Below are 23,531 nucleotides of genomic sequence, written 5' to 3' on the forward strand. Positions count from 1 at the left end.
GTGCCCTTGATGGTGTGGACGAGGCGGAAGATGTTATCCAGGATCTTGGCGTTGTTCGGCTCCTGCTCGAACTTCACCAGCTGATTGTCGACGGTGTCCAGGCTCTCGCTGGTCTCCGTCAAAAACTCCCGCAACAGATCATCCATGAAAACAGGCCTTCATAAGGGAGGGCGCACATGTGCGCCTTTCAGAATGGCGCCAGCTTCACCGCAAAGCGTTTAATATTGGTTGAGTAAGTGCAAAAGAACGGAACCAACAAAGAGATAAGGCGCTCCGAAGGTTTCGAAGCGCCCTATAAAGCTTTGATTAACGAGTGCCGTGCGGATGCCGTTTACGAAGCCGTAACAGTTATCGCCTCGCCCTCGGGCGCGAGCGTCACGGTGAGCCCGCAGGCTTGCGCCAGCAGGCGCGTATAATAAGGCTGGATCGCATGCGCGTCCGCGGCGGGTCCGCGCTCGCCGCTCAAGAGTTCGGCGATGTTCTGCGGCAGGCGCGCATTGTGTCCGGTAGCGGTGACGCGAAAGCTCATGGTCTCGCCGTCGCCGATCGGATCGACCTTCAGCATGCCGCCGCGCGGGATCGTATGCTGCGCGATCACGAGCATGTTGAGCAGCAGCTTGACGCGGTTCTTCGGCAACAAGAGCCGCGGCAGATTCCAGGTGATCGTGCACTTGCCGTCCTCGATGTGGCCGCGCGCCATGTTTTGCGCGTCACCGAGATCGATCTGCGCGCCGGACGATCCGGCCGCGCCGAAAGCGAGCCGGCAGAATTGCAGCCGGGCCGATGCCGTCTTGGCGCTCTTGCGAATCAGATCCAGCGCAAATTCACGGTCTTCAGGCTTGGGATCGTCATCGAGCACCTCGAGGCCGTTGACGATGGCGCCGACAGGGCTGATGAGATCGTGACAGACCCGCGAGCATAGAAGCGCCGCGAGTTCGAGCATATCGGGAGCAGTAGCGGTACCGGGTGACGAGGTGCCAGACATCGATGGTTCCTGGAATTGCGCGGCCGAACGGCGGCGAATCACGCGTGCCCTAAAATTGGCCCGGGTTCTAACATTCGCACCCCATTGCAGCTAGCGCTTGCGATAGGCTCGAAGCGGCAAGGACGCGAATCAACTGGGGACGAAAGAGGTTGCCGATGAATGAGGCATGCAGGTGAAGGGGCGCATTGATGGGCCGACTGCCCTGGGCCTGATGGAGCCGTTGACTGCTCTGGTGCTGAAGGCAGGCGAAGCGATCCTTGCCGTCAATCGAGCCGCGATGCGGATCGACGGCAAACAGGACGGCTCGCCGGTCACCGAAGCGGATCTCGCCGCCGACCGCATCATCGGCGAGGGGCTTTTGCAGCTCGCGCCAGACACGCCGACCCTGTCGGAAGAGCGGGCCCAGCTTGCAACGCCGCCGTTTCAGGGCAGCTTCTTCCTGGTCGATCCGCTTGATGGCACCAAGGAGTTCGTCGCCGGCCGCGACGAGTTCACAGTCAATCTTGCCATCGTCACCGACGGCGTGCCGCTGCTCGGCATCGTCAGCGCGCCCGCGCTTGGCTTGCTCTGGCGCGGCATCGTCGGACACGGCGCGGAGCGCGTGACGTTTAATGGCGCTATCATCGCCGTTGCCGAGCCGATCCGGAGCCGAAAGCTGCCGAAGCCCGGCGAGCCCTGGGTTGCCGCGGTCAGCCGCTCGCATTGTGATGCCCGGAGCGAAGCCTTCATTGCCGGCCGGCCCGGTGCGGTCAGGAAAACGGCAGGGTCGGCCGTCAAGTTCGGGCGCATCGCCGAAGGCAGCGCCGACATCTATCCCCGCCTCGGCCCAACCTCGGAATGGGACGTCGGCGCCGGCTGCGCCGTGGTCACCGCCGCCGGCGGCAAGGTCACCGACGGCACGGGCGGCGAGATCCGGTTCGGCGAGAGGCGTGAAAGCTTCATCGTGCCGGAGTTCATCGCCTGGGGCGACCCGCAGGGTGTCTGCGACGTTACTGGCTGAGCTGATCCTGGAGCGCGGGCCAGCGCTTGCCGACTTCGTAGAGGAAACGCTCGGGATCGGCGGCAAAGGCGTCGCGACTGTCCTCCCGGCTGAACAGATAGAGCCGCTGGGCCGAGATCACAAAAAAGCGGGGATTGCCGGCGATGACGACGCCGCGGGCGATATCGGTGGGATCATAGCCGCCGAACTGCGGTCCATAGACCTCGGGATGGGCCAAAAACTCCGCCCGGTTGCCCTCGTTCCGAAACCGCCAGACCGCGCCCCACAGGCTTGCCTCGAACTCGGCCGTGCCGAGAGCGGCCCCACCGTCGACGAAATAGGCCACGGGGTCGAATCCCTCGATGGCCACCCCGGAAAAGCGATTGACCACGATCCGCTCGGTGGTGGCGGCCTCGACGGCCGGACCGTAAAAAGCGAACCAAAGGCCGACCAAAACGGCGATCCAGAGGCCGATCAAGGCGATTCCGGGGCGCAGAGGGCTATCTTCCTGCCGTTGTGCCGTCATTGACGGATATCCCCGTTTATTTAGGCCGCTGGCAAGATGAAGGATTGGACAGAACCCGCAGTGATATCGGCAATGCCGTTGTGCCGTCATAGTTGCTGCGGATAACATCCGAGTCGAGGGGACATCGGCGCAACCCTAGCCCTCGCCTGTTGGCGTCAGGTTAAGGGTGCGACCGGATTCGATACCAGGGGTTCTTTTATGACTTTCGCATCACGCCTCGCCGCGGTCGCACTCGCCGCGCTGGTGGGTTGGATCGTGCCGGCCTCCGCACAGCAGCCTCCGCCGCCCAACCTGCCGCCGCCGCAGCGGACCCCGACGCCCAACACCTATGGGCCGGACGAGCTGGTCAACGCCGGGCACCGCTTCTTCGGCAACGTCTCGCGTGGGCTCGCCTCGATCATCGAGAAGGCGGTCAGCCAATGGGGCCTGCCGAACGGCTACATCCTGGGCGAGGAAGGTTCCGGCGCCTTCGTCGCAGGCCTGCGCTATGGCGAAGGCACGCTCTACACCAAGAACGCCGGCGACCTCAGGGTCTTCTGGCAAGGACCCTCGCTCGGCTTCGACTGGGGCGGCGACGGCGCCCGCACCATGACGTTGGTCTACAACCTGCCCGCCACCAACGCGATCTACCAGCGCTTCGCCGGCATCGACGGCTCCGCCTACATCATCGGCGGCTTTGGCATGACGGCGCTGACCGCCAACAACATCGTGCTGGTGCCGATCCGGTCCGGAATCGGCCTGCGACTCGGGGCCAATATCGGCTACTTGAAATACACCCCGCGCGCGACCTGGAACCCGTTCTAGAGAATTCGCCCGGGGGCCTTGGCGTCTGGCAGACAAAAAACATCGAAAACAACCCCATGCAAAGTAGCGGGTGACCACCGGCGCGATGCGTTGCGCGTCTTACGGAACCATTTGACACGTCGGGCAAATCAGCAGCATGACTTCAGCATCGCGGCGCGCGGGATGGATGGAGCCGTTGCGAGCTTTTTCGGTTAGCGATTCACGTTAACGACGGGCCGGGGCTGGCTTTTTGCCGGCCCGCCATGGCATGGTCTTTGGTAAATTTTTCCTTGTCTCTGGGAGTTCTGGCTCATGGTCGAACCGATCATGTACCTTGCGATCGGTTTCCTGCTTTCGATGCTGTGCGGGCTCGCGATCGTGCCGCTGGTGCATAACCGCGCGGTGCGCCTGACCACGCGCCGACTCGAGGCGGCAACGCCGCTGTCGATGGCCGAGATCCAGGCCGACAAGGACCAGCTCCGCGCCGAATTCGCAATGTCCGCGCGACGGCTGGAGATGAGCGTCGATCAGCTCAAGAACAAGACCACGAGCCAGCTTGCCGAGCTCGGCAAGAAGAGCGATGCCATCAACCGCATGAAGATCGAGCTTGGCGAGAAGAACGCCACGATCTTCGCGCTGGAGGCGCGCGAGAAGGCGGTGAAGGAGCAGCTCCGCGCCACCGAGGAGGAGTTCAACACCAAGACAGAGGCGCTGCGCACCGCCGAGCAGGCGCTAACCGACAAGCAGGGCGAACTCGCCAAGATCAACCATGAGCTCTCCGACCGTTCGATGATGGCGGAAAGCCGCCAGGTCGAGCTGGTCACGGTGCGTACGCAGATCGAGCAACTGAAAAATCGGGTCGGCGACGCCGAGAAGGAATTCGCCTCGACACAGGCGCGGCTGGCGCAGGAGCGCTCGGAGTCCGAAACCGCTTCGCGCGAGCTACAGGACGCGCGCGGGCGCGTCGAGAATCTGAGCCAGCGCGTCACCGACCTCGACCGCCAGCTGATCGTGCAGGTCAAGGAGGCCGAGATGCTGTCCGGCCGCGTGACCGATCTCGAGGGCCGGCTCGCAACGCAAGGCAAGCTGCTCGCCGAGCGCGACTATGAGAACAACCAGCTCCGCCAGGGCCAGGAGACGGCCGAGCGCACCATCAAGGAGCTGCGCACCGAGATCGCCGGGCTGAGCGCCGGGAACAAGTCGCCGGCGCTGGAGGCGCTGCGCAGCGAGAAGGCTGCGCTCGAGGAGCAGCTCAAGGCCGCGCGCGACGAGCGCGGCAAGCTGCAGCGCGACATTAACGCGATCCAGCAGCAGGCCGAGAGCTCCTGGGCGACCGAGCGCATGGAGAACGCGCTGCTGCGCGAGCGCATCAACGATATCGCCGCCGAGGTGGCCAAGCTCGCGATGCAGCTCGAAGGCCCGAACTCGCCGATCGAGGCGCTGCTCGCGGCCGAAGCAGGCCAGGCCTCGAAGCCTGCCCCTCGTCCGGCCAATGGCGCTACCGCGAACGGCGCGGCCGCGACCAGCCTGCCCGAGGGCGGCGGCACGCTCGCCGAGCGCATCCGCGCGCTTCAGGCCCACGCCTCCCGCGCCCGCCAGCAGGGGGCGTGAAACCGCCGGAATTCCAACCTTCGCAGCGGATTTGCGAGGTTTACGGACAGTTTTCCGACGCGACGGCGCCTGAAAACTTGACACCTTTGGCCCGCACTTCTAAATCGCGGGCTCTGACGTGCCGGTCGGCCAACCGCCTGGCCGGCACAATGGTCCCGGGCGCATAGCTCAGCGGGAGAGCGTTCCCTTCACACGGGAGAGGTCCAAGGTTCGATCCCTTGTGCGCCCACCAAAAACGCAACAAAATCAACAATTTGCCTTGCCGTCTCCCATCATCTGTGCCCCGGAAATCTCAGGGTACAGCCGGGGCACAGACGTCCGCTGATGGCTGATTTGATCGCCCGCTTTCTGCTATCGGCCCCGCGCGAACGAATGCGACCGGTGCAGTTGCTATTGAACCCGGTCGACTCGAAATCGCTTCCTCGCCAAAGGCTGCGGGCCGCGCCAGCGACCGAGGGCCTCGCCGATCGCCGAAAAGGCCCCCTCTTCGTCTCGGAGCCGGCGGACTAGAGCAGGACGTGCGCTGGGTACCGCCCTTTTGTACCAACGCCAAAGGTTGCTAGGCAGGCAACAAACCCGCCACACGACTTCAACACGTCTCCCGAGACGAGGAGGTGCCCGCCTCCCAGACTCCAAGCCAACCGGCGGTACCCCTACGCCGTTGAGGTCAGTCGCTTGGCCTGATCAGCCGCGGCGCGTCGCGCCGCGATTGCCATCCAGTCGCGCAGCAGTCCCCTGTCCTCCTTCGAAAATGAGGCTCGCCGCTTAAAGTCTTCAAGCGTCTCACCGGGATGGCATCGCTCGAAGTCTTCACGGATCAACGATTCGAGGTAGTTCCGTTCTTCCTCACTGGCTGGGAGCTGATTGTAGTGAGCGCTAGTCGGCATGGTGGCCGTCCTAATTTGCCTACAGCGTGTCGCATAAGCATCGTTAGATGGAGCTTTGCCATCACACCAGCTATCGTTTCTTTCGCTTGTCCTCGAACCACTCCACCTTCCGGACAGTGTAAGCCTTCGCGCCACCGGGGGCTTCGACGAGTACCGTCGTGCCTTTGGTCTTGCCGATCAGAGCCCTAGCGATCGGTGAAGTCACTGAAATCCGGCCCTCCTTCGCTTCGGCCTCGGGCTCACCGACGATCTGCCAGATCCGCTTCTCACCGGTGTCGTCATCAATCAGCGTCACTGTGGCGCCAAACTTTATCGTATCGCCGGAAAGCTTCGATACGTCGACGATTTCGGCGCGCGCGAGCTTGTCTTCCAAGTCGGCGATTCGAGCCTCATTAAGTTTTTGCTCCGCGAGCGCAGCCTGGTATTCCGAGTTTTCAATCAGGTTGGCCTCGTCGGAAATCGACTGCTGGATTCTCTGAACAAGGCAAGGTCTCGCGACTCGAATGCGGTGCCTCAACTCCTCTTCGAGGGCAACATGACCTGCAGCGGTTACAGGAAATCTTGTCATTGGATTTTTGCACCGACTAGTTCGGGAGACACCTGAATGCGGGATCGACCAACGTTCTCCCAAATGCGCTAACCATTGCCGCCGCTTCATGGTCTCCGCGATCTTCGAGGACGCGACTGAGCATTTGTACTCTTTCTCGAAAGGCGGCCAACAGAGATGGATCGCGTTCGCACAAGACACCGGCCACACAAAGAGCAAGCGCTTCCGTGCCCATCTTGACCTGAGCTAACGAGCCTGCAGTCATACCTAATTCCTCCTGGCGTGGTGGTTTATAGTTTCCCCGAACTGCTTCAGAGCTTCAACGCTAAAGGGAACGTAGAGGCTAACAGCAATTCAAAAGTTCGCCGCTGTTCAAGCAGCCGTTTGTCAATGATTGCTCGCTCAGCATCGGACAGATCGGCCTGAAGCAGCCTGCGACCACGCCAAATGTCGTTTCGCACTGATCTGATCTCGCTGGGGCTTTCATCGATCGCAGACATCTCCGATCAACTCGGTTCGAGTTGGCCCTTGACGACTAATTAAGCCTGCAACTCTTCGGCTAGCCGTCGCTGTATGAAGTTGCGTTCAATATCGGTCAGCTGTGTGTTGAGAAGCTTGCGATATCGCCTCACATTCGCCTCGCGCGTCCACCGCGGATGACCGTGCGGGCGTGAAGGTTGAGTCGATCGATACGGTATCGTGGCGGCCCGCCCTCCGATGGAAGGCTGCGGCTTGTCGAAACAGCCGCAATCGAGGCTATTCAAACGAGACACCCGCATGGCCATCCCACCACGAGGCGGCGGATCATTCTCGTCGTCCAATTGCTTGAGTGCCGCGAGGATGTCGTCCAAACGCAGTCTGTGTGGGATAGCGGGGATTTCACGAAGCGCTGGGTGGGATTCGACGACGTACATATCCGACGCCCAGGACGAGAGGATCACTCGCTTCTCGTCTGTCGAAAGTTCGGCATCGTTCAATACGCTGTCCGGGGAATCGTAGTGGAATACGGGATGGAAGGAATCAGCACACTTGGCAATACGATCAGCCTCGCTCATTTCTTGTCTCCATTTGCTCCTTTCGTCGAGAGACGAGTTGCTATGGGTTTGGGGCGGCGGCGAGACGCCGCCGCCTTCGGCGTCAGTTAGTGTTGATAGCTATGCGTTTGACGTTGCGATTTGACTGCTCTGACTTCGGGATCGTCACAGTCAGGACGCCATTCTTGAAATCTGCTTGGGCCTTGTCTTCTTCAACGTCCTCCAGCGGTATCTGACGTTGGAACGATCCGTAATACCGTTCGCTGACGAATTTCGATTCGTCGCTTCGCTCGACCTTCTTCTCGCCGCGGATAGAAAGAACGCCGTTGGCGATTTCAACCTGAACGTCCTTTTCGCTGAGACCCGGCAGTTCAGCGGAAACAGTCATAACCTTATCGGTTTCGCTGAGTTCGAGCCGGGGCCAGCCGAACTGGCCTTCCGTCAGCGGATTGGCCGATCGTCCGAACGAACCGACTCCGCGAAAGACGTCGTCGAACAGCCGGTTCATCTCGCGATGAAGCGTGAAGAACGGATCGAAAGCCTCCTGTCCGGTCGAGAGCTGCTGGCCTTTCGTCCGTGGAATAAGGTCACGAACAGCCATGGTATCCTCCTTGACATGAAGCCTATTGATGCGGGGGCGGATGCTGCCCGCGCGTGACACGATCAGGCAAGACGCGGCTCAGGCCGCCTTCTGCATGATTTGCCTGGCTGAAGCGCCACCGTCGATTGCAATGCGCCGGGGCTTCAGGGCTTCGGGGATTTCGCGGACGAGCTCGACCCGCAGCAGACCGTTGTCGAACGTCGCGGTCTTCACCTGCACGTAATCGGCAAGGTTGAACTGCCGCTTGAACGGTCGGGCCGAGATACCCTGGTAGAGGTACTCGTGCTGGTCCTTATCGCTCTTGCCACCTTCCACCGTGAGCACGTTCTGCTCGGCGGTCACGGCGATCTCATCCGGGCTGAAACCAGCCAGCGCCAAGGATATCTGGTAGCGATCTTCGCCCAGCCGCTCGATGTTGTAGGGCGGGTAGTTATCCTCCATTCTGTGCTGGGTTTCGTCGAGGAGATCGAAAAGGCGATCGAAGCCAATGGTCGAACGCCACAGGGGAGCAAAATCGTAAGTCCTCATAGCCAAGTCCTCCTAAGAGCAAGATGGATACGAAGGCGCGCAAGACATCAGTTCAGGACCCTGTCTGGCGCCCTGTTCAGTCCGCCGGTCCCAAAAGCTGGCGCCCGGCACCGCCCGCAAGCGGCAAAAAACGAATTAGAAAAACCGGGGTCCATTTCAAGAGCTCCGCAAAAATTTTTTTGCGGAATCTGCACGGTTAATTTTAGGTTTCGGCTCAAGAAGCAAGGCCCCGGCGGCCGTGCTTTGGCCTCGCTGACGACGCGCGTTAGCTGCGGTGGTCTCCTGTCATTCGACCTGCAACATTGCCCCCTAAGCAGGGGGATCGGCATCCAAAATTGACTACCTTAGGTTTAGCGCTACTTTTTGACACGCGGGACGGCGCCTCCGAAGTTGAACGCCAGTTTCGGTGAATTCGATTCCGGCGTTGCTGAGCTCATTCATCACGACGAACAACGTTTGCCGCCTTCAAGATCGGCTAGCGTGTTGCGGTGCATTTTGCAGCCTTGCGCTAGATAAGCTTGTGACCACCCAAGCAATGCACGGGCCGCTTTTCGGCTTGACTATCGTCGAACAATCCCGTTCTAGCTCACTCGCGGCGATCCTTCTCGACTTTGTTCGCAGTCGCGAGTTTGTCACGGACATAGTCCGTCAAGCCACCGACCTCTTTCTCCATAGCTTTTTGGGAAATGCCTTGCTCCTTCGCCCCTTCGATAAGACGACCGACTAATTCGCTCACGTCCTGCGAAGAGCCGGGAGTCCCGTACTGCTCAGCGGCGTGAATGCTGTTCTCGACCCAAAAATCAATGTACTCGCGCGCCTTCGTTTGCATTTACCGTCCCCTGCTGAAGCAGAGTTAGCCGCACAACAACGGCCCGGCAAATGGATTCCTAGTTCCTTAGCGAGGAGCGCGTCATTGCGCGCCACGATTTTAGGATCGGTCCCAGAAATCAGTGTGAAGCAATTCACGTCGGCTCAAAAAAGCCGCCCCGATGCCGACCGTGACCGCAATTATTGGTTTCGATCAGAGCGCGAGAAGACGCTTCTTGCTCAATGTCTGCTCGAAATCACATAGGTAAGGACGTAGGTGTAGCGGCGATGATCGCACCAACCCTGTATGCCTTCGCCTGCCTCTTCCGCCGATCGGCCTTATTCCCGTGATTCAACGCGCGCTTGAATGCGATGCGGGCAAAACATTGTCGGGCCGCCCTTCTCAGCAACAAGCATCAGCGCTTCAATCGCTACCAACCATTCCGGCGCGTCGTGTTCGCGCTTAGGTAACTGCGTGCCGTTGGGCAATGCTATCGGATCGTCAGACGGACGCTTCCAGCCGCTCACGCTTTGGCCGGAAGATTCGGGACTGGAACCGCACTGAGGTGGTGGAGCGCTGGCGCGAGCGCTGGGCCGAGCTTGCCAACGAGCGACTGGCCGAGCTCGACATCGACGCTCGCATTGACCATCGCAGTTTGGAAGCCCAAGGCATCGCGCTGGAGCCGCAAAGCCAGATCGGCGCGTCCGCCAAACGTATCGAGGATCGGGACTTCGAGGGCGAAGGGACCGAGGCCGACCCCGCCGAGATGCACCGCGAGATCGCGCGCGGCAATGGGGAGCGGATCATCGCCGATCCCTCCCTTGGGCTGGACGCGATCACCCAGCAACAATCGACCTTCCGGACGGCATGCCCAAACCCCATGCCCATGTCATGCTGACAATGCGCGCGGTGGACGAGAACGGCCCTCGGCCATGTCCCAATGCACGTTGAGATCGGCAACCATGCCCCGATCGACGAATTCGCCACGAACGAAGTTGCGGGCTAGTTCGATGCCCTGCGCCTCACTCATCTCGCGCGGGATGGCGAATTCGACCTCACGGGCAAGCTGAGCATCTTTCCGGACTTCGAACGCCTCGACATCGTCCGCGCTTGGCGGAAAAATCCTGATCACGGCCGAGCCGCTCGTCGCGCAGCCCCGAGCCCGAGCGGTAGGCGGCTGACGCCACCGCGCTGGAGCCAGACTTGCGGCCAATGACCTTGACGTGAAGATCATAGATCGCCATCGCGACGAGATCATCTACACGGCGAAGCGCACGTCGGCACGACGTATACGCGCCCTCCCTCGAAAAAATCTCGGACGGGACCAAAGCGTCCCAGGCCGTCCTGACTAGCTTACAGCATTGCGCCGGGCGCTCGACTATCATTGCTCCATCAACATTGTTGGAGATGACGATGCGCAAGTCGAGGAATTTGATGCTGAACTGAAGGCACTGCGGGACAAGGCGCGGGACCTCAAGAGCAAGGTACAGCAGCTTGGTGAACTCGTCATTGCCACGGGGGCTGACGCGGTCAGCGCCGATGAACTGGCTGGCGCGCTGATCGTGCTAGCCGAGACGAAGGAGGTCGGAAAGAGGGAGGCATGGGCCAGGCGCGGGGCCGCGTTCTTTCAAAGCCGGACGCAGCGAAATGCACCGACAACTGACCGCAACACGGACGGCGCTCAGTCGCAACCGAGCGGCACGCAACCGGCATCAAGCCGAAAGGGCGCGACATGACATGCGCGCGTGGCAGGTGGAGCGCCGCAAGCGCACGCGGCACCTCATAGAACTGAGTGGCCTCATCGTTAAAGCCGGTATAGTCGATCTAACCGACGACCGCGCCACCATTCTCGGCGCGTTGCTCTGGATGGCCGACAAGCTCAAGAGCGATCAAGGCGAACGGGCACGAGCGCTGTGGGCCGCAAAGGGGAAGCAGGCGTTCGAGGCGGACCCGACGACGCACGTACGCACAAATCGTTGATGCGCGTCAATGGCACGTTAGCCTGCAGCGCGACGACGGCGGGATCGAGTGGACCTTTGGAAGAAATCGGGGGGCTCAGTTGTAGTGCAGTCACGGCGAAGGCACGCCTGCTCCAAGCAATTGGACCAGACCGCCACCGCCCTTTCAAGGCGGGCGGGCCCGCGCCCAATGTCGGATAGCGTTTGCTATGCGGCGATACGGTCATGGAACGTGCCCAAAATCGTTATCGTGCGGCTGCTTGGCCGACAGAGCTTTAGGATTCCCAATCGAGCCGCTCGGCGTTCTCATCGTGGCCGCGCGCCTCCTCCTCGTAACTGTCGGCAAGACTGTCGAGAGCCTTGGCTGTGCGAGGGTGTTCGTAAGCGAGGGCGGTGGCGAACCCACGGTATTTTGCAGCCTCGTTGCGCTCCAGCTTGCCGCCGTCCCGTGGCAGCCGCGAAGTGACACCGCGCCGATTTCGCTTTCCGATCCAAAAGCCGTCGAGCATCGGCTTGCTGTCGAAGTTGTCGATGACCTCCCGCACCGCCTCGGCGGGCCAAATGCCGTCAGTGCCATTCGGCGATGCAGAAAGCATGGCTCCGATGCGGCTGTCGGCGATGTCAACTCGTCCCGCGGCTTTGGCAAGTGAACGCGCCTCGTTGATCCAAGCTTTCAGCGCGTCGGAGTCAATTGTGCCATCTTCGCGAGTTCCTGGAAGCCGGTTCCAAAGGTCGAGTAGCCGATAAGCCTGATGGGCGATGGCCTTCGCTCGTTCCGGATCGGCCTGTTCGGGCTCCACCACACCGCTATCCTCGCTCGGCTTGAAGACCGCGCGGAGCATTTCGACAAAGAGGGAGGGTTGTTCGGAGAGTGCCATTAGCAAAGCCTTTGGCCGCCTTCGAGAATGCTGAAGCAACGGCAAATAGGCCCATTCCAGTCGAGCGAGGACGTCCGTCGTCACTTCCGATTCCAGCCGATCGAGGGTTTCGATGACATGGTGCTGGAACATCGTCACTTCGTTGCCGTCGCTGTCCCCCTCAAAAGGCTGTTTCACCGCCTCCGTCAGCATCGTCATCACGAGATCGGTTGGCAGTCGACGTTGCTGGTCACGGCCCGCAAGGTGCACGGCGTGCCGCGCACGACCGACCGCGATCAACTTGCGCACCGCAAAGGCAGCGGCATCATCGTCCTCTTCTATCCAGAGGATTGGCGCACGTTGCCAATACACCCGCTCGATCGCCTCGCCGGCCTGCGCTACTTGATCCCAGGTCCAACGCTGCTGGGGCAGCGCGCGCAGGATAGCAAGCAGCGCTGTATCCCCCCACTTCTTCTTGCGCGCTTTGGCGATAAGCGCCGCGGCCCACGGCTCCTTTCGATCTCGGAACACAGAGATGATCAGGCCGTGAGCAACGTCGCGCTCGCGCGGATCGTCGCTGCGCAAGCATGCTTCCAGGAGTTTATCGATGTCCGGCTCATCAAGACCGACTTCGAAAAGCGCCTTGCCGATGTAGCCGGCAGTCGGAACTAGACGAGCTAGCCGTCGAACTCCGTCGACGCCCTGTGTGGAGAAGATGTTCCTTGCTGCCTGCCGTCGCGCTTCGTCGACCTGGCGCTCGTTGGCCTGCCAGCCCTGATGCGACGGGTTGGGCAGGCTCACTGATGGTTCGAACAGCCACGCCACTCGCTCAAGCGGATCGGAGGGAGCCAACCGGTCATGGATGGTCGCGAGACGATCAAGCTCCGCTGCGGGAAGCGACCAATCGGCATCGGCAAACTGCCGATGATGGTGAAGCAACTTGCGCAGGCCTGTCCATAGCTCTGACCGCTCCGATTGGGGCTTAATCCGCGGCTCAGCCTTGTCGAGGAGGTCGATGGCTGCATCGCGATCCGGCGCTATGTCCGCGAACCGGTCAAGCAGATGCAGCCAGCGCGGAACGTGCAGACCAACGTCGGCCAGGATGCGCTCGCTGATGGCGGTGGCGCCGCGCGCGATGAGCGGCCAGGTCACCGCCTCTATCTTGTCGACCGTAAAGTCGCGCCAACGTGGGTCCGGCGAAGGACTGGATGTATCGTGTCCCTGGGGCAGCACGTTCAGCATCAGCTTCCAGGCCGCGTCGCTCTCGCGTTTGCGGGTCAGGTCCAGAGCGCGCAGGCGCTGATCGAGGGTCGCATAGGTTTGCGGCGACCAGAGCAAGTGTATTTGGCGAAGGCTGTGAGCTGGACGATTCATATAGCGACCGGGCGGGTTATCGATGGCATCCAGCTTCGCCAGCACCAGCGTCACTTGTGGCAGAAGCTCCGGCGACCAAGCCAGCGATTCGAGAGCCCAAAGCAGGTCAGATAGGTGCTCCGTTCCGGCCAGGCCTCCCTCGTCTGTGCCAAACAATGCGCGAATCGGCGGATCATTCTGATTAAGGCTGTCTTCGATGGCCGTGAGGAAGGCACTCGGCGAAGCCTCCGCGAGCAGTCGGAAGTCTCGCGAGAGCGACCACCATCGTCGTTTATCGGCATCCTTGAGCAGTTTACCGACGATCGCGTCCGCGCGCCGATGAGCGTTCGGCATCGTTCGAATTTTGTCGCCCCACAGGGCGAGCAGAATCAGCACTTCGCCGACACTATGGCGTAGCAGACCGGAATAGTCTGGGCGGACCCCACGGACTGAAGCCATCCAGCGATCATCCGGGTCCATGTCATAACGAGGGTCGACCGAGCCCAGGATTTCATGCGCGGACGCCTCAAAACGGCCGACGTCGGCTGCGGTTAGATATTGTGCGAGCAGTAGCCACGCGTCGGGTGGTGAGGCGACCCGCCAAGTCGAGCCGACTTTGCGCAGCGGACTGTCAAAGTCGCCCACATATCGGGCGAGTTCGCCGGCGACGTCGTCATAGGGTTCAGCCGCCAATTGGGAAAGCTTGACCTTGTCCGCCTCGGACTCGTCATCCCATCCCCCAGCGAGCAGCGCCGCTAGCAGGGCGCGCGGCGGCGCCTCTTGCGCCCAGTCCGGAAGCCGACCCGGCGCTGTCGGAATCAGCCGTCGAAGAACGGCAAGATTCCTCGCGCTATCGCGCGCAAGCGCGTGCGCCCGCGCCTCGGCGACACCGGCGTCGATCAGCGCGCTGGCGATGCCTTCACGGGAGGGTCGCGCCAGCTTCCGGACCTCGCCAGGTGACACGGGGCGATCATCGTACGTCTGCAACACAAAATGTCCGCGGTCCGCCAGACTGCGCGCAAGCCCGGGGTTCGGTTCAGTGAGCACGAGGATCAGCGGCGCCGGCGCATTCGCAAGTGCGCGAGCGGCCGCGGCGTCAGTTACGACGAGGCACCGCGCTCGGTAGTGGGCGGCCGCCTCGTCCGGCAGCGTATTCAATGTGGCGTAGAAGAAGGCGGCGGCTTCCTCGGTCGTGGTCGCCTGGATGGAGAGAACCGATGGCTCACCGCGGAGCCAGCGCAAAACGTCGGCAGCGTCCTCGTCCCGATCGCGCAGAACCAGATCCTCGGTCAGTGGCCACTGGGTGGCGAGCGACCACTCTTCCCAGACCTCTTCGAGCTGACGCGTGCCGGGTGGCCGTTTATTGAGGCGGGTGGCCAGCCACAATCCGACGGCGGGCGTCTGTTCGATCCAGTGGACGAGGTCGTCGGCGTCATAGACCTGGACGGCGCGCCAAGGACCCTCGATCTCTCGGGCCTCGGCCCATTCACTCTTCTTCGGCCAATGACGGGGGGTAACAAAGATGTAGGTGGAGGTCGCAGGCTTCAGCGGCGAGGGTTTGGCTGTCCTTTTCTTGTAGTCTTCAGTCGCCTTTTGCGCGATCCCTCCGCGCTGACTGCCAATTTCCCAGCCGGCCTCGCCTTGCGGGACGTAAGCGCCTCCTTCGGCGGCGACGGTACGACCGTCCCAGCCCGAATAGCCTTCGTCCGATGGGAAGCGGAGCTCGACCGAGGGCCCGGAGGTGGCACGGATGAGATGTGCCAGCAGAGTGGGGAGGCTCGCCGCGCCATCCAGGCGGTCTGCCCAGACAGCTAGATCTTCGGCATCCACCCAGCGGATCGGTGCGCCTGGACGCTCGGACTTGGCGATTTGGGGGATCGGAGGGCCGATCACTGCGCCGGTCGGCAAGAAATTGATGCCAGCGGCTTCCAGCGCGTCGCGGATAGCTTGGGCATTATTTGCCACTGGCGTGCGTCGACCTCGTTCAAAGTCGGCTATTGTCGATGTCGCCACGCCCGCGTTCTTGGCGAGGTCCTGCTGGGACCAAGCCAAGAGCGCGCGCGCGGCGCGTACGTGCTTTGGGGTCAGTTCGATATTGAGACTGGACGGCGGCATGTCATAGGAAATATATGACGTCAGTTGCGATTTCCAAAATGCTCTTTATCGTCGGCAATATTTAATATTTGCCGACAAAAGATAACAAGATGACGAGACGTCATATAAATCATCGCGAGCGTGCCCTCAGCCTGGTCCAGGATCGAGGCATCGCCCGCGCGCGCGACTTCAAGGCAGCTGGCATTCCGCTGATCTACCTGAAGCGCCTGACGGACAGCGGGGAACTCGTTCGGCTCGGAAGGGGACTCTACCAGGATCCGGAACGAGCAGGAGAAGACATCGCCCATAATCTTGCCGAAGCTGCGCGGGCGGTTCCCAACGGCGTCGTCAGCCTTGCAAGCGCGTTGCGCCACCATGGGCTGACGACCCAACTCCCTCACGCCGTCTGGCTGACCATACCGCACAAAGCCAGGACCCCGAAGGCCGATGGCCTGCCGCTCGAGATCGTTCGGGCGACCGGTGAGGTGCTCACGGCCGGTGTCGAGCATGTGCAGGTTGAAGGTGTCGACGTTCCGATCTACGGCGTGGCGAAGACCATCGCCGATTGCTTCAAGCATCGACGCCATATCGGTGAGGATGTCGCCATCGAGGCGCTGCGCGATGCGCTCCGCATGCGGAAGACGACGGTGGCCGAGATTCTGCGATACGCCGAGATCGATCGCGTGGCCGAGCGTATCCGTCCCTATCTCAAAGCGCTGCAATGACACCCAAACCTCTCAAAAACACCAGCGCCTCGATCCGCCAGCGCCTCCTCAATCATGCTAAAGCGCATGGTGACGACTATCAGCGAATCCTCACGCGCTACGCGATCGAGCGGTTACTTTTCCGATTGAGCCAGACCGAAGCGCGAGAGGGATATATCCTCAAGGGCGCTATGCTCTTCGTGACCTGGCCGGAACAAGTCTTCCGGCCCACCGGTGATCTCGACCTTCTCGGACATGGAGATCCCGACCCTGGCGTCATCACCGAACTGTTCACCCGCATCTGCCAGGTCGAGATGCCGGCCGACGGCATCATCTTTGCCCCGTCCACCTTGCGGGTGGAGGAAGTCCGCGAGGAGGAAAAATACCAAGGCGTTCGATTGACCCTGAGTGGCCGCTTGGGTACGGCGGTTATTCCTGTCCAGGTGGATATCGGCTTTGGCGACCGCGTCTATCCCGCGCCCAGCCGCAAGAATTTCCCCAGCCTGCTGTCCGATCTGCCTGCGGCCGACGTTCTAATGTACCCGCCCGAGACCGTCGTGGCAGAGAAATTCGAAGCGATGCTTCGCTTCGGCGAAACGAATGGCCGGATCAAAGATTTCCACGACATCTGGGTCACGGCGCGCACCTTCCCTTTTGACCTCTCTACTTTGGTCGAGGCCATCGCCGGCACCCTCCAAAGGCGGGAGACCACTGCGCCGACGGAGACGCCGGTGGCGCTGACGCCGCAGTTTGCTGAGATGGCGGACAAACAAGCGCTCTGGACAGGGTTTTTGCGCCGCAACCCGCCGACACTGCCGCCGCCGCCATTCGATGAGCTATTGACGGAGTTGCGTCGATTCTTCGAGCCGATACTCACCGCTCTCGGTTTGCCTGAGAGCGCGAGCGGTCGCTGGAACCCCGACCGCAGCGCCTGGGAGTAAATGCAAACGGAGGCGAGCCTAGACCGACGTCATGGCATTGTTCGCTCGCAGATCCTTGCAACGTCCACCAGACGAACTCAAGAATGTGCTGTCGGCACTATGGCGACTCTTGAGCGACAGGAGGCCGATCGTGTGGCCAACAGATGGCAAGAAAGCGCGGCCCGACGCACTTGCGGCGAGTACATAGATGGCTACCGCGCTGGCATCGCCAGTCTCGTCAGCGGGCGCTTCGCCGTGATCGACAACGGGGATTGGCTTTCAGCTTGTGCCCTGGCAACCCCTCCTCGAGAAGCGCATTGGCCAGCACATCAGCGGCCTTCAGCGCGACGACGGTGGCATCGAGTGGACATTTGGAAGAAACCGGGGCTCAGCCTGTAGCGCAGCCTCTGAGCGGCGCCTGCAGCCATCAATTGGGCCGGACCGCCGCCGGCCTGAGCTCGTCGTGCAATTGACGGGATCGAAGCAGAGCGCTTCGCTTCTAAGACAGCGCGTTGCCGGCGCCGATGGGGCGCGGTCGACGATCGGGTGAGGACCGCGATGCGGTTGCCAAACGGTTCAGTGAACGTGCAATCAAGTCGGTGCCGTATGCGGTTGCGCCGATCCGGCCGCCCTAGGGGGGCCGAGATTTGGCGCTGCTTATGGACTATGATGAGAGCAACTGGGTGAGTCGGCGCAATCCGATCAGATCTTGCGTCCGGCGACAATCCGATAGGTACACTCATATGCGCTTTAAGCTGAAACATCTCGGCAGCGCGCTGCCGATAGTTGGGTTCGTCTTATCCTTTTTCTTTGACTTCACTCCGCCCAAAGATTGGGGAGCGGCATTGAAGTTGATCGCACCTATCGAGTCTTGGTGGACAACTCATGCAGCACATCCCCTGCTAGCCGCATTTTTTGCAGGACTTTCGGTCGCCACGTTCTTGCTTCCCCAAATTTGGCGAGCCGTCAGGGATCATGAATTTCCCGTTGATCCAAGCCCTGATTGGGATTTGCGCGAGGCATTCCGCTACATCCATGTTCGATCCAAGTGGTCGATCGGTCGCCTCTACTATAGTGACAGTCGCGCCGACCATCTCTTAGAGGATGACATTGACGAATCTCTGCGAGACGCTGCGATCCAAGGGCGCATCTCGATTTGGGAGCGGCCAGCGCAAATAGGAACCGCTGCATTTTTCAGTCGTGGAATTGAAGTCAAGGTTCCGGTCGATGATTTGCAAGATATGTCGATTGACCTGACAACTATCGATAGCACCGCGCCAAATGGCGCTGTATTCCGCCTGCACTCGGAAGATCAATACCGCTTTTTACGAGTTGACCGACGTCAGATACTTCGTGAGTGGCCATCAGCATCGTTCGTCCAGCTACTTTTTGACAAGACGTGGAGGGGGCGGCGACTGCAAACTGTACCCAATATTGCGGAAGCTCACGCGCGATGAGACGACGAAGCGACATGCGGCTGCACTGTTGGCGGCCAGAGCGGTAGTTGTATCCCGCTGCCGCGAATGTGCAGAAAGCAGAGCAGACAATGCCACTACCAGCTATCCCACCCGATCCAGAGCCGACAGACGCGCAATGTCGCGAGTATTTTGATCGCTACCCAGCTACATGGCCCGAAAGCCAGCGTCGCTCGTTTGCTAGCTTCTTTTGGAGATGTGATGCGAAGAGGTGCGACCCTGACCTGTTCCTAGTCGCCTTCGCTGGCTGGCTGCCAGACGGGTACTACGAAGCTTATCACAAGACATCGACATGGCGCGCAATTAGGAAGCGCGTCTTGGCTGCGGCGGACTACGAATGCGCGTGTTGTCCTTCGCGGGCAACAGAAGTTCACCACAGGGATTATCGGCCGAGGGTCTTATCCGGTGACGACATTTCACCTTTAGTGGCCATTTGCAGGAAATGCCACGACAGAATTGAAGAAGCAAAGAAGGTGAGTTGGAATAAAGGTGAAGCGCTTCTGGCATGTATGGTCGCTGAAAAAGAAGTGCAAATGTCAGACGGGCAGTAGCATGGAAGCAGTCGACGGTTGGCCCGCCTATCCAATAGGTCCGCGCAAGAGCATATTTGCAATGGGCGTCGTGAGCATCAAATTCGCTGAACTTGAGTCGGTGATAATCTTCATGCTGGCTACAGTGACGGGAAGCGGTGTGGATGCAGCAACAAAGATAGCCTCGAAGATTGGCACTGCAAGTTGCCAATATTTCGCGCGGCAAATGCTACCGCGACATGAGTGGACCGAGCAAGCCAACGAACTCGTAGAGCACTTTTTCAAAGGTTCGGCCGTTCTGACGGACAATCGAAATCACTCAATGCATTCCAATCTAGCTTGGACTGGAAGCGAACACACAGTGCTGTTCAAGACGTCCAAGCGGGGCAATACCGTGATGGCTGTTCCGAGGCTCAGCGAGCTACGACAAGTAGCTGACGATATGGAAGCATTCATTTCATTCGGTCGCCAGCTTGCGAATGCAATCAACAACGAATCTTCCGCAATTCCAATTTTTCCTGAATCCGCTTTTCCTTGGCCCAACACACCTGCGATGCCCGGCGCCCTCGTCTTCACACCCGACCCGCACATACTTTCCAAAGACGGGTCGTGAGGACGAACAGCCAGCATGCTGTATGATGTGCGGTTTGGATTGTGGAATGCCTGTCGTCACCAAAAAAGAACTCCCGTGCCCGTAGGTTGCTATGCCCGAGTCCATGATAATTCCGTCGGAATGGCTGGAAGAAGCCGGCGTGCAGGATTTTGGGCCGGCGCGAAACGCCTATCGTTGTGATGATCCGCATCAGTGCATCGCACTGGTTGATATTGAAGTGCCGTTGCGCAGATCAGGTATCCGCTCGACGCCAACGGTTTTCGGCATGATCGAATGATACGCATTCTGATCGGCATTCGGGACGACGTTTCGCTTCCCGCAATCTTCGTCGAGCTAGCTGACTCCGGCCAACGGCGCTATCGGGTCCGTGGAGGCGTGCACCGCTACCCTGCGTCGCTTGCGCTCGCCTCCTCGCACGTACCGGCGGAAGTCATTGAACGGCTCGATTGAGTCTCGGATAGCCCGCTCTCTTTTTGTATTCCATCGCCTTCGCCAGGGCTATTGGAGCCATGCCGACACGACTTCGCCTTCCTCAGATTTCTTGAAGCGAATAGGGTGCTTCACCAGATGAACGACAGAACCGAGGGGGATCCAACGCCTGAATGCAAATCTGATGACCAGGAGTTAAGTACGTCAAAGGCGTCGGCTGAATATCTCCTAATCTTAGTGGCAAGGCCGCACCGAACAGCTTCAATGACACGCCTTGGCCAACTTCCACAAAAATAACCTCCCAGGAGTGGGGTCCGAACCGGTATTGTTTACTTTGCCGCGCGAGTGGCGTCGGTCCAAATCTTTCAGGATGAAAGCCTTTATTCACCTGCGCGCCATGAGTAAAGCGATTGCGCACCTCAAACAACCACCTCTTCTTTTTATCGTCATCGCCATTCTGTTGGGTGATCGTAGGAGGATTGCTGAGTATCAGGTATTCGACGCCAGCGAGCAGCCGCTGCAACGCGTCAGGTGTTAGCACCTCGTCCGTGAAGCGATAGAAGGAGTTTCGGACGCCGTATTGCTTTGACCAGGCCTCGTACAGCTGCTTGCTTTGCACAATGAGAGACGTGCCTGTAACGGCGACTTTTGTTGGCTCGTTTCCGTCTAACCAACTTCTAAAATCTCGCCATTCGGCCGGTTGGCCTAGGCTAAAGGCAACACCGAATGCTTCGTCTACATCACGCTGCCCGGTCAAACCGGCGATAACCGCCGGCCGCTTCCAGCTCGCCAAGGATCGCCGTGGCAATGCATTGGGCCGCTTCGTCTACGGCAAGTCGTATCTCTCACGAGGAGATGCGGTCGCAATTGATCCCGTCGAGCTTAAGCTATCGGGCGAGACTTACGAAACAGGCCGATTGAATGGCATCTTTGGCGCGTTGCGCGATGCAGACCCGTGACTACTGGGGTCGTTGTATCATCGAGAAGCATGCCGGAGTTCCTCAGCTAGGTGAACCCGATTACCTCCTGAACTCAGCCGACGACGGGGGCGCTGGTTTTGGACTTGGCCAACAACCTCCGGCACCACGTCGCAAATTCAATAAGACGCCCGAACTCGCAAAGCTTCAGGAAATCGCCGAAGCCTTGATGCGTGAGCAAGATGTAAAAACCGAGGAAGCCGCACAGGTTCAGGACTTGATGCTCTTAGGCACCTCCATGGGCGGAGCCCGTCCGAAAGCTGTCGTAGAGGACGACGGTCTCTGGATCGCAAAATTCAACCGCCCCCGATGACCGCTGGAACAACACGCGCGTCGAGCACGCGATGCTTGAGTTGGCCAAGGCTTGCGGTCTTCGCGTGGTTGAGAGCCGCATTATCAGCATCGGCGCTAAGGACGTTTCTCGCCAAGCGCTTCGATCGCACGAAGACGGACAAGGGATAACGCGTTCGCGGATGATTAGCGGACTAACCGTTCTGCGAGCCGATGAAGCCGTCGAGATGCGCGACCGCTGGTCCTACGTATTGATGGCAGAGGAGATGCGCCGGGTCACGGAGGAGCCTGAAAGGGATGCCAAAGAACTTTTCCGACGCATGACGTTCAATGCGCTGACTTCCAACCTGCATGATCATCTTCGCAACCACGCGCTGGTAGCCAAAGAGCGGACTTGGCAGCTTTCGCCAGCTTATGATCTGACGCCCTCGCCGGTTATTTCGCAGGAACATCGTGATCTAGCGCTGGAGGTTGGCGACCAGGGGCGATTTGCAAATGCAAAGAACGTGCTCGCAAATCCAAGGAACATCGATTCGGCCGCTTCCCTAGACCAATGACCAGATCGAGCGCATGAACCACAGGATCAAGGAAGCGACTGTCCAAAGCTGCGAATTCTTTCAAGTGTGATCTGCCGCTTTAGAGGGGGCGGACATCCTTGGCACGGAATTAGCTTTCTCATTGGGGAGGATGGCACGAGCGTTACCCAAATTGCTGTCCCCGGAAAGCACGAATGCGCGGTGGTATCCGGCATCGCCGACGGGAGACCTGACAATGCCAGTGCATATGTCCAAAAGGGGCGAGGTGAATACCAACTCAACTGACCCGGCGGGACAACAACCGAGCACCACGAGTCCACAGCCCAGCTCACCAGCACACTCGCCCTCTGTGTTGATGGCACCCGAGGTTGGATTGCCCCCGGCAGTGACGGAAGGCGACGTGAGAGCGCGCGCGATTCGGGCAGGGGAACGGTGCAGAGCCTCGTCATTCGTTAAGGCGCGCGCTCAGCTTGCCGCAACACTGACCGGCGCGAGCGTTGGGGCGCTTAGGAACGACATCGAGCTGGCCGGGCAGCGATCAGCTCAATGGTCGACAGCGACAGGGTCCTCGGCTAGCAGCGTCGATGGCGATGGCATTTTCGACGACGTAGTGGCATCGTCGTATGTAAAGCTGCAGCGTTTTCAGAACGATGCCAGCCATTGCAAGCCACGCACGGAAGACAAGACGAACGCAATATCGCACGTACGTACCCTGGCGCGCGAACATTCTCCCGTTAGCCATTCTCTGGAACAATATCCTCTGGATCTGGCGCGCACGGCCGGACGACACATGCGCGGTCTGACGAACTCACCTTTCGTCTCGTTGGTCAAGGACGCCTCAAAACTGGTCGTTTCACGAGACCATTGGGCGAGGGCAATCGCCAATAACGCGACAACGTTGTATAGCTACACGGTACCGAGGGCGACCATCTGGACGCCCGAAGGGATCATCAACAGCATTTCGCTCCGAATGGACGTCCAAGATAGGGACGAGATAATAGATGCGGATATAGACCTCATGGTGGCACTGAGCAAAACACCAATGGAAGAGACTGAGGTATTGTTTCGCGGTGGGAATCTGGACGAGTATCGGACGGCCAGCGAACCGAATCCGTACATCGCCGGTCCAAGCGGCAACCAAGGGGCTCGACGATCGGCCGCGGACGATTCGAACTGGGCGCGTTGCGTGCATGACGCGTCGGCTAGCCGCCGGTAACGCGAAACCCACGACAATTTGCCTGGTCACCGGGCTGAACGGGAAAGAGAACGCAATGCAGTCAGCGTAAGGAGGGCTACCGTGTTCAGCAGGAACATTTGGCTTTCGTGCCTGAAGCCCGATGTGCCGCAGAATCCCTTGTCGGCGAGCACCACGCGCGCGCCGCGCTCACCACTGCCCAAGTGTCCGCCGGCCCGCCACCGAGCACCAGCACGTCGGCGTCATATTCAACCGATTCGCTTGGTGCGGGCCTGCGCTCGGCGCGGTGGATTTGAGTGGTCATTGGTCA

At 60.2% G+C, this 23,531-nt stretch carries 25 protein-coding genes, 1 tRNA gene and 4 pseudogenes; 17 read left to right on the top strand and 13 right to left on the bottom strand.

Features of this window, described 5'->3' with window-relative positions:
- Both SO139_RS38255 and chpT read right to left on the bottom strand, forming a co-directional pair.
- Nucleotides 1–146: Hpt domain-containing protein (locus SO139_RS38255; RefSeq protein WP_232577507.1), on the bottom strand; the 146-nt coding region annotated here is incomplete at its 3' end.
- 185 nt (nt 147–331) lie between these two features.
- Nucleotides 332–985 (bottom strand): histidine phosphotransferase ChpT, encoded by a 654-nt coding sequence (gene chpT, locus SO139_RS38260; RefSeq protein WP_449384452.1) that lies wholly within the window; start codon nt 983–985, stop codon nt 332–334.
- A gap of 166 nt (nt 986–1,151) precedes the next feature.
- Here chpT and SO139_RS38265 point away from each other — a divergent pair, with 166 nt between their 5' ends.
- Complete coding sequence (locus SO139_RS38265) at nt 1,152–1,985, top strand: 3'(2'),5'-bisphosphate nucleotidase CysQ family protein (protein ID WP_498541643.1); 834 nt, start codon at nt 1,152–1,154, stop codon at nt 1,983–1,985.
- Here the strand turns inward: SO139_RS38265 and SO139_RS38270 are convergent.
- Nucleotides 1,975–2,460, bottom strand: a complete 486-nt coding sequence (locus tag SO139_RS38270; RefSeq protein ID WP_498541658.1) for a YHS domain-containing (seleno)protein — start codon at nt 2,458–2,460, stop codon at nt 1,975–1,977. The genes SO139_RS38265 and SO139_RS38270 overlap by 11 nt on opposite strands.
- A gap of 228 nt (nt 2,461–2,688) precedes the next feature.
- On the opposite strand from SO139_RS38270, the gene SO139_RS38275 reads away from it, so the two are divergent.
- The 3 genes from SO139_RS38275 to SO139_RS38285 all read left to right on the top strand — a co-directional run bounded on the left by SO139_RS38275 (nt 2,689) and on the right by SO139_RS38285 (nt 5,116).
- Nucleotides 2,689–3,294, top strand: a complete 606-nt coding sequence (locus tag SO139_RS38275; RefSeq protein ID WP_449384450.1) for a DUF1134 domain-containing protein — start codon at nt 2,689–2,691, stop codon at nt 3,292–3,294.
- Between the two features lie 291 nt (nt 3,295–3,585).
- On the top strand, nt 3,586–4,884 hold the full coding sequence (locus tag SO139_RS38280; RefSeq protein WP_449384449.1) for a coiled-coil domain-containing protein: 1,299 nt from the start codon (nt 3,586–3,588) through the stop codon (nt 4,882–4,884).
- Between the two features lie 157 nt (nt 4,885–5,041).
- A tRNA-Val gene (locus SO139_RS38285) sits at nt 5,042–5,116 on the top strand.
- Between the two features lie 421 nt (nt 5,117–5,537).
- Here the strand turns inward: SO139_RS38285 and SO139_RS38290 are convergent.
- The 7 genes and pseudogenes from SO139_RS38290 to SO139_RS38320 form a co-directional block, all read right to left on the bottom strand.
- Nucleotides 5,538–5,771, bottom strand: a complete 234-nt coding sequence (locus tag SO139_RS38290) for a hypothetical protein (protein ID WP_498541644.1) — start codon at nt 5,769–5,771, stop codon at nt 5,538–5,540.
- 70 nt (nt 5,772–5,841) lie between these two features.
- Nucleotides 5,842–6,339: a transcription elongation factor GreA gene (greA, locus tag SO139_RS38295; protein WP_449384448.1), complete on the bottom strand. Its 498-nt coding sequence runs from the start codon at nt 6,337–6,339 to the stop codon at nt 5,842–5,844.
- Between the two features lie 518 nt (nt 6,340–6,857).
- Nucleotides 6,858–7,373 (bottom strand): hypothetical protein, encoded by a 516-nt coding sequence (locus tag SO139_RS38300; RefSeq protein ID WP_449384447.1) that lies wholly within the window; start codon nt 7,371–7,373, stop codon nt 6,858–6,860.
- An 82-nt stretch (nt 7,374–7,455) separates the two neighbouring features.
- Nucleotides 7,456–7,953 carry an Hsp20/alpha crystallin family protein gene (locus SO139_RS38305; protein ID WP_498541645.1) on the bottom strand — a complete coding sequence of 166 codons (498 nt, stop codon included), beginning with the start codon at nt 7,951–7,953 and terminating at the stop codon, nt 7,456–7,458.
- 78 nt (nt 7,954–8,031) lie between these two features.
- Nucleotides 8,032–8,481, bottom strand: coding sequence for an Hsp20 family protein (locus SO139_RS38310; RefSeq protein WP_449384445.1), 450 nt, complete (start codon nt 8,479–8,481; stop codon nt 8,032–8,034).
- Nucleotides 8,482–8,921: 440 nt separating this feature from the next.
- Nucleotides 8,922–9,020, bottom strand: a pseudogene (locus SO139_RS38315) (helix-turn-helix domain-containing protein); the annotation flags it as partial.
- Nucleotides 9,021–9,067: 47 nt separating this feature from the next.
- Nucleotides 9,068–9,310, bottom strand: coding sequence for a hypothetical protein (locus SO139_RS38320; RefSeq protein ID WP_449384444.1), 243 nt, complete (start codon nt 9,308–9,310; stop codon nt 9,068–9,070).
- A 508-nt stretch (nt 9,311–9,818) separates the two neighbouring features.
- Here SO139_RS38320 and SO139_RS38325 point away from each other — a divergent pair.
- A pseudogene (locus SO139_RS38325) lies at nt 9,819–10,148 on the top strand (MobA/MobL family protein); the annotation flags it as partial.
- Nucleotides 10,149–10,190: 42 nt separating this feature from the next.
- Here the strand turns inward: SO139_RS38325 and SO139_RS38330 are convergent.
- A pseudogene (locus SO139_RS38330) lies at nt 10,191–10,533 on the bottom strand (MobA/MobL family protein); the annotation flags it as partial.
- A gap of 153 nt (nt 10,534–10,686) precedes the next feature.
- Here SO139_RS38330 and SO139_RS38335 point away from each other — a divergent pair.
- Together SO139_RS38335 and SO139_RS38340 are read left to right on the top strand one after the other, a co-directional pair.
- The gene (locus tag SO139_RS38335; RefSeq protein WP_498541659.1) at nt 10,687–11,025 is read left to right on the top strand and encodes a conjugal transfer protein TraD; all 339 of its coding nucleotides are present in this window, start codon (nt 10,687–10,689) and stop codon (nt 11,023–11,025) included.
- 1 nt (nt 11,026) lies between these two features.
- Nucleotides 11,027–11,269, top strand: a complete 243-nt coding sequence (locus SO139_RS38340) for a conjugal transfer protein TraD (RefSeq protein ID WP_498541646.1) — start codon at nt 11,027–11,029, stop codon at nt 11,267–11,269.
- A 253-nt stretch (nt 11,270–11,522) separates the two neighbouring features.
- On the opposite strand, the gene SO139_RS38345 is transcribed toward SO139_RS38340, so the two are convergent.
- Nucleotides 11,523–15,572: a helix-turn-helix domain-containing protein gene (locus tag SO139_RS38345; protein WP_498541647.1), complete on the bottom strand. Its 4,050-nt coding sequence runs from the start codon at nt 15,570–15,572 to the stop codon at nt 11,523–11,525.
- Nucleotides 15,573–15,661: 89 nt separating this feature from the next.
- On the opposite strand from SO139_RS38345, the gene SO139_RS38350 reads away from it, so the two are divergent.
- From SO139_RS38350 to SO139_RS38380, 7 genes are all read left to right on the top strand, one after another.
- The gene (locus SO139_RS38350) at nt 15,662–16,276 is read left to right on the top strand and encodes a type IV toxin-antitoxin system AbiEi family antitoxin domain-containing protein (RefSeq protein ID WP_449384583.1); all 615 of its coding nucleotides are present in this window, start codon (nt 15,662–15,664) and stop codon (nt 16,274–16,276) included.
- Nucleotides 16,273–17,196, top strand: a complete 924-nt coding sequence (locus SO139_RS38355; protein WP_498541648.1) for a nucleotidyl transferase AbiEii/AbiGii toxin family protein — start codon at nt 16,273–16,275, stop codon at nt 17,194–17,196. Before SO139_RS38350 ends, SO139_RS38355 begins: the two co-directional genes overlap by 4 nt.
- A 265-nt stretch (nt 17,197–17,461) precedes the next feature.
- Nucleotides 17,462–17,725 carry a DUF3363 domain-containing protein gene (locus tag SO139_RS38360; RefSeq protein ID WP_449384079.1) on the top strand — a complete coding sequence of 88 codons (264 nt, stop codon included), beginning with the start codon at nt 17,462–17,464 and terminating at the stop codon, nt 17,723–17,725.
- Nucleotides 17,726–17,918: 193 nt separating this feature from the next.
- On the top strand, nt 17,919–18,632 hold the full coding sequence (locus tag SO139_RS38365) for a hypothetical protein (protein WP_498541649.1): 714 nt from the start codon (nt 17,919–17,921) through the stop codon (nt 18,630–18,632).
- 570 nt (nt 18,633–19,202) lie between these two features.
- On the top strand, nt 19,203–19,793 hold the full coding sequence (locus SO139_RS38370) for a hypothetical protein (protein ID WP_498541650.1): 591 nt from the start codon (nt 19,203–19,205) through the stop codon (nt 19,791–19,793).
- A 91-nt stretch (nt 19,794–19,884) separates the two neighbouring features.
- Nucleotides 19,885–20,070 carry a hypothetical protein gene (locus SO139_RS38375; protein ID WP_498541651.1) on the top strand — a complete coding sequence of 62 codons (186 nt, stop codon included), beginning with the start codon at nt 19,885–19,887 and terminating at the stop codon, nt 20,068–20,070.
- Nucleotides 20,067–20,243, top strand: a complete 177-nt coding sequence (locus SO139_RS38380) for a hypothetical protein (RefSeq protein WP_498541652.1) — start codon at nt 20,067–20,069, stop codon at nt 20,241–20,243. The genes SO139_RS38375 and SO139_RS38380 overlap by 4 nt, the downstream gene beginning before the upstream one ends.
- Nucleotides 20,244–20,325: 82 nt before the next feature.
- On the opposite strand, the gene SO139_RS38385 is transcribed toward SO139_RS38380, so the two are convergent.
- Nucleotides 20,326–21,015, bottom strand: coding sequence for a hypothetical protein (locus SO139_RS38385; RefSeq protein WP_498541653.1), 690 nt, complete (start codon nt 21,013–21,015; stop codon nt 20,326–20,328).
- 152 nt (nt 21,016–21,167) lie between these two features.
- Between SO139_RS38385 and SO139_RS38390 the strand changes: the two genes are divergently transcribed.
- The 3 genes and pseudogenes from SO139_RS38390 (at nt 21,168) to SO139_RS38400 (ending at nt 23,242) form a co-directional block, all read left to right on the top strand.
- Nucleotides 21,168–21,512 (top strand): hypothetical protein, encoded by a 345-nt coding sequence (locus SO139_RS38390; protein WP_498541654.1) that lies wholly within the window; start codon nt 21,168–21,170, stop codon nt 21,510–21,512.
- A 25-nt stretch (nt 21,513–21,537) separates the two neighbouring features.
- A pseudogene (locus SO139_RS38395) lies at nt 21,538–22,047 on the top strand (HipA domain-containing protein); the annotation flags it as partial.
- Between the two features lie 364 nt (nt 22,048–22,411).
- Nucleotides 22,412–23,242, top strand: coding sequence for a hypothetical protein (locus tag SO139_RS38400; protein ID WP_449384074.1), 831 nt, complete (start codon nt 22,412–22,414; stop codon nt 23,240–23,242).
- Nucleotides 23,243–23,531 lie beyond the last annotated feature (289 nt).

Source organism: Bradyrhizobium sp. UFLA05-89 (assembly GCF_059803475.1).

Bases quoted from the DNA above. Each gene is read 5' to 3' on its own strand.
- chpT (WP_449384452.1), bottom strand. From the start codon at position 985: ATGTCTGGCACCTCGTCACCCGGTACCGCTACTGCTCCCGATATGCTC.
- SO139_RS38265 (WP_498541643.1), top strand. From the start codon at position 1,152: ATGCAGGTGAAGGGGCGCATTGATGGGCCGACTGCCCTGGGCCTGATG.
- SO139_RS38275 (WP_449384450.1), top strand. From the start codon at position 2,689: ATGACTTTCGCATCACGCCTCGCCGCGGTCGCACTCGCCGCGCTGGTG.
- SO139_RS38280 (WP_449384449.1), top strand. From the start codon at position 3,586: ATGGTCGAACCGATCATGTACCTTGCGATCGGTTTCCTGCTTTCGATG.
- SO139_RS38290 (WP_498541644.1), bottom strand. From the start codon at position 5,771: ATGCCGACTAGCGCTCACTACAATCAGCTCCCAGCCAGTGAGGAAGAA.
- greA (WP_449384448.1), bottom strand. From the start codon at position 6,339: ATGACAAGATTTCCTGTAACCGCTGCAGGTCATGTTGCCCTCGAAGAG.
- SO139_RS38300 (WP_449384447.1), bottom strand. From the start codon at position 7,373: ATGAGCGAGGCTGATCGTATTGCCAAGTGTGCTGATTCCTTCCATCCC.
- SO139_RS38305 (WP_498541645.1), bottom strand. From the start codon at position 7,953: ATGGCTGTTCGTGACCTTATTCCACGGACGAAAGGCCAGCAGCTCTCG.
- SO139_RS38310 (WP_449384445.1), bottom strand. From the start codon at position 8,481: ATGAGGACTTACGATTTTGCTCCCCTGTGGCGTTCGACCATTGGCTTC.
- SO139_RS38320 (WP_449384444.1), bottom strand. From the start codon at position 9,310: ATGCAAACGAAGGCGCGCGAGTACATTGATTTTTGGGTCGAGAACAGC.
- SO139_RS38340 (WP_498541646.1), top strand. From the start codon at position 11,027: ATGCGCGCGTGGCAGGTGGAGCGCCGCAAGCGCACGCGGCACCTCATA.
- SO139_RS38345 (WP_498541647.1), bottom strand. From the start codon at position 15,572: ATGCCGCCGTCCAGTCTCAATATCGAACTGACCCCAAAGCACGTACGC.
- SO139_RS38350 (WP_449384583.1), top strand. From the start codon at position 15,662: ATGACGAGACGTCATATAAATCATCGCGAGCGTGCCCTCAGCCTGGTC.
- SO139_RS38355 (WP_498541648.1), top strand. From the start codon at position 16,273: ATGACACCCAAACCTCTCAAAAACACCAGCGCCTCGATCCGCCAGCGC.
- SO139_RS38365 (WP_498541649.1), top strand. From the start codon at position 17,919: ATGCGCTTTAAGCTGAAACATCTCGGCAGCGCGCTGCCGATAGTTGGG.
- SO139_RS38370 (WP_498541650.1), top strand. From the start codon at position 19,203: ATGGAAGCAGTCGACGGTTGGCCCGCCTATCCAATAGGTCCGCGCAAG.
- SO139_RS38375 (WP_498541651.1), top strand. From the start codon at position 19,885: ATGCCCGAGTCCATGATAATTCCGTCGGAATGGCTGGAAGAAGCCGGC.
- SO139_RS38380 (WP_498541652.1), top strand. From the start codon at position 20,067: ATGATACGCATTCTGATCGGCATTCGGGACGACGTTTCGCTTCCCGCA.
- SO139_RS38390 (WP_498541654.1), top strand. From the start codon at position 21,168: ATGCAGACCCGTGACTACTGGGGTCGTTGTATCATCGAGAAGCATGCC.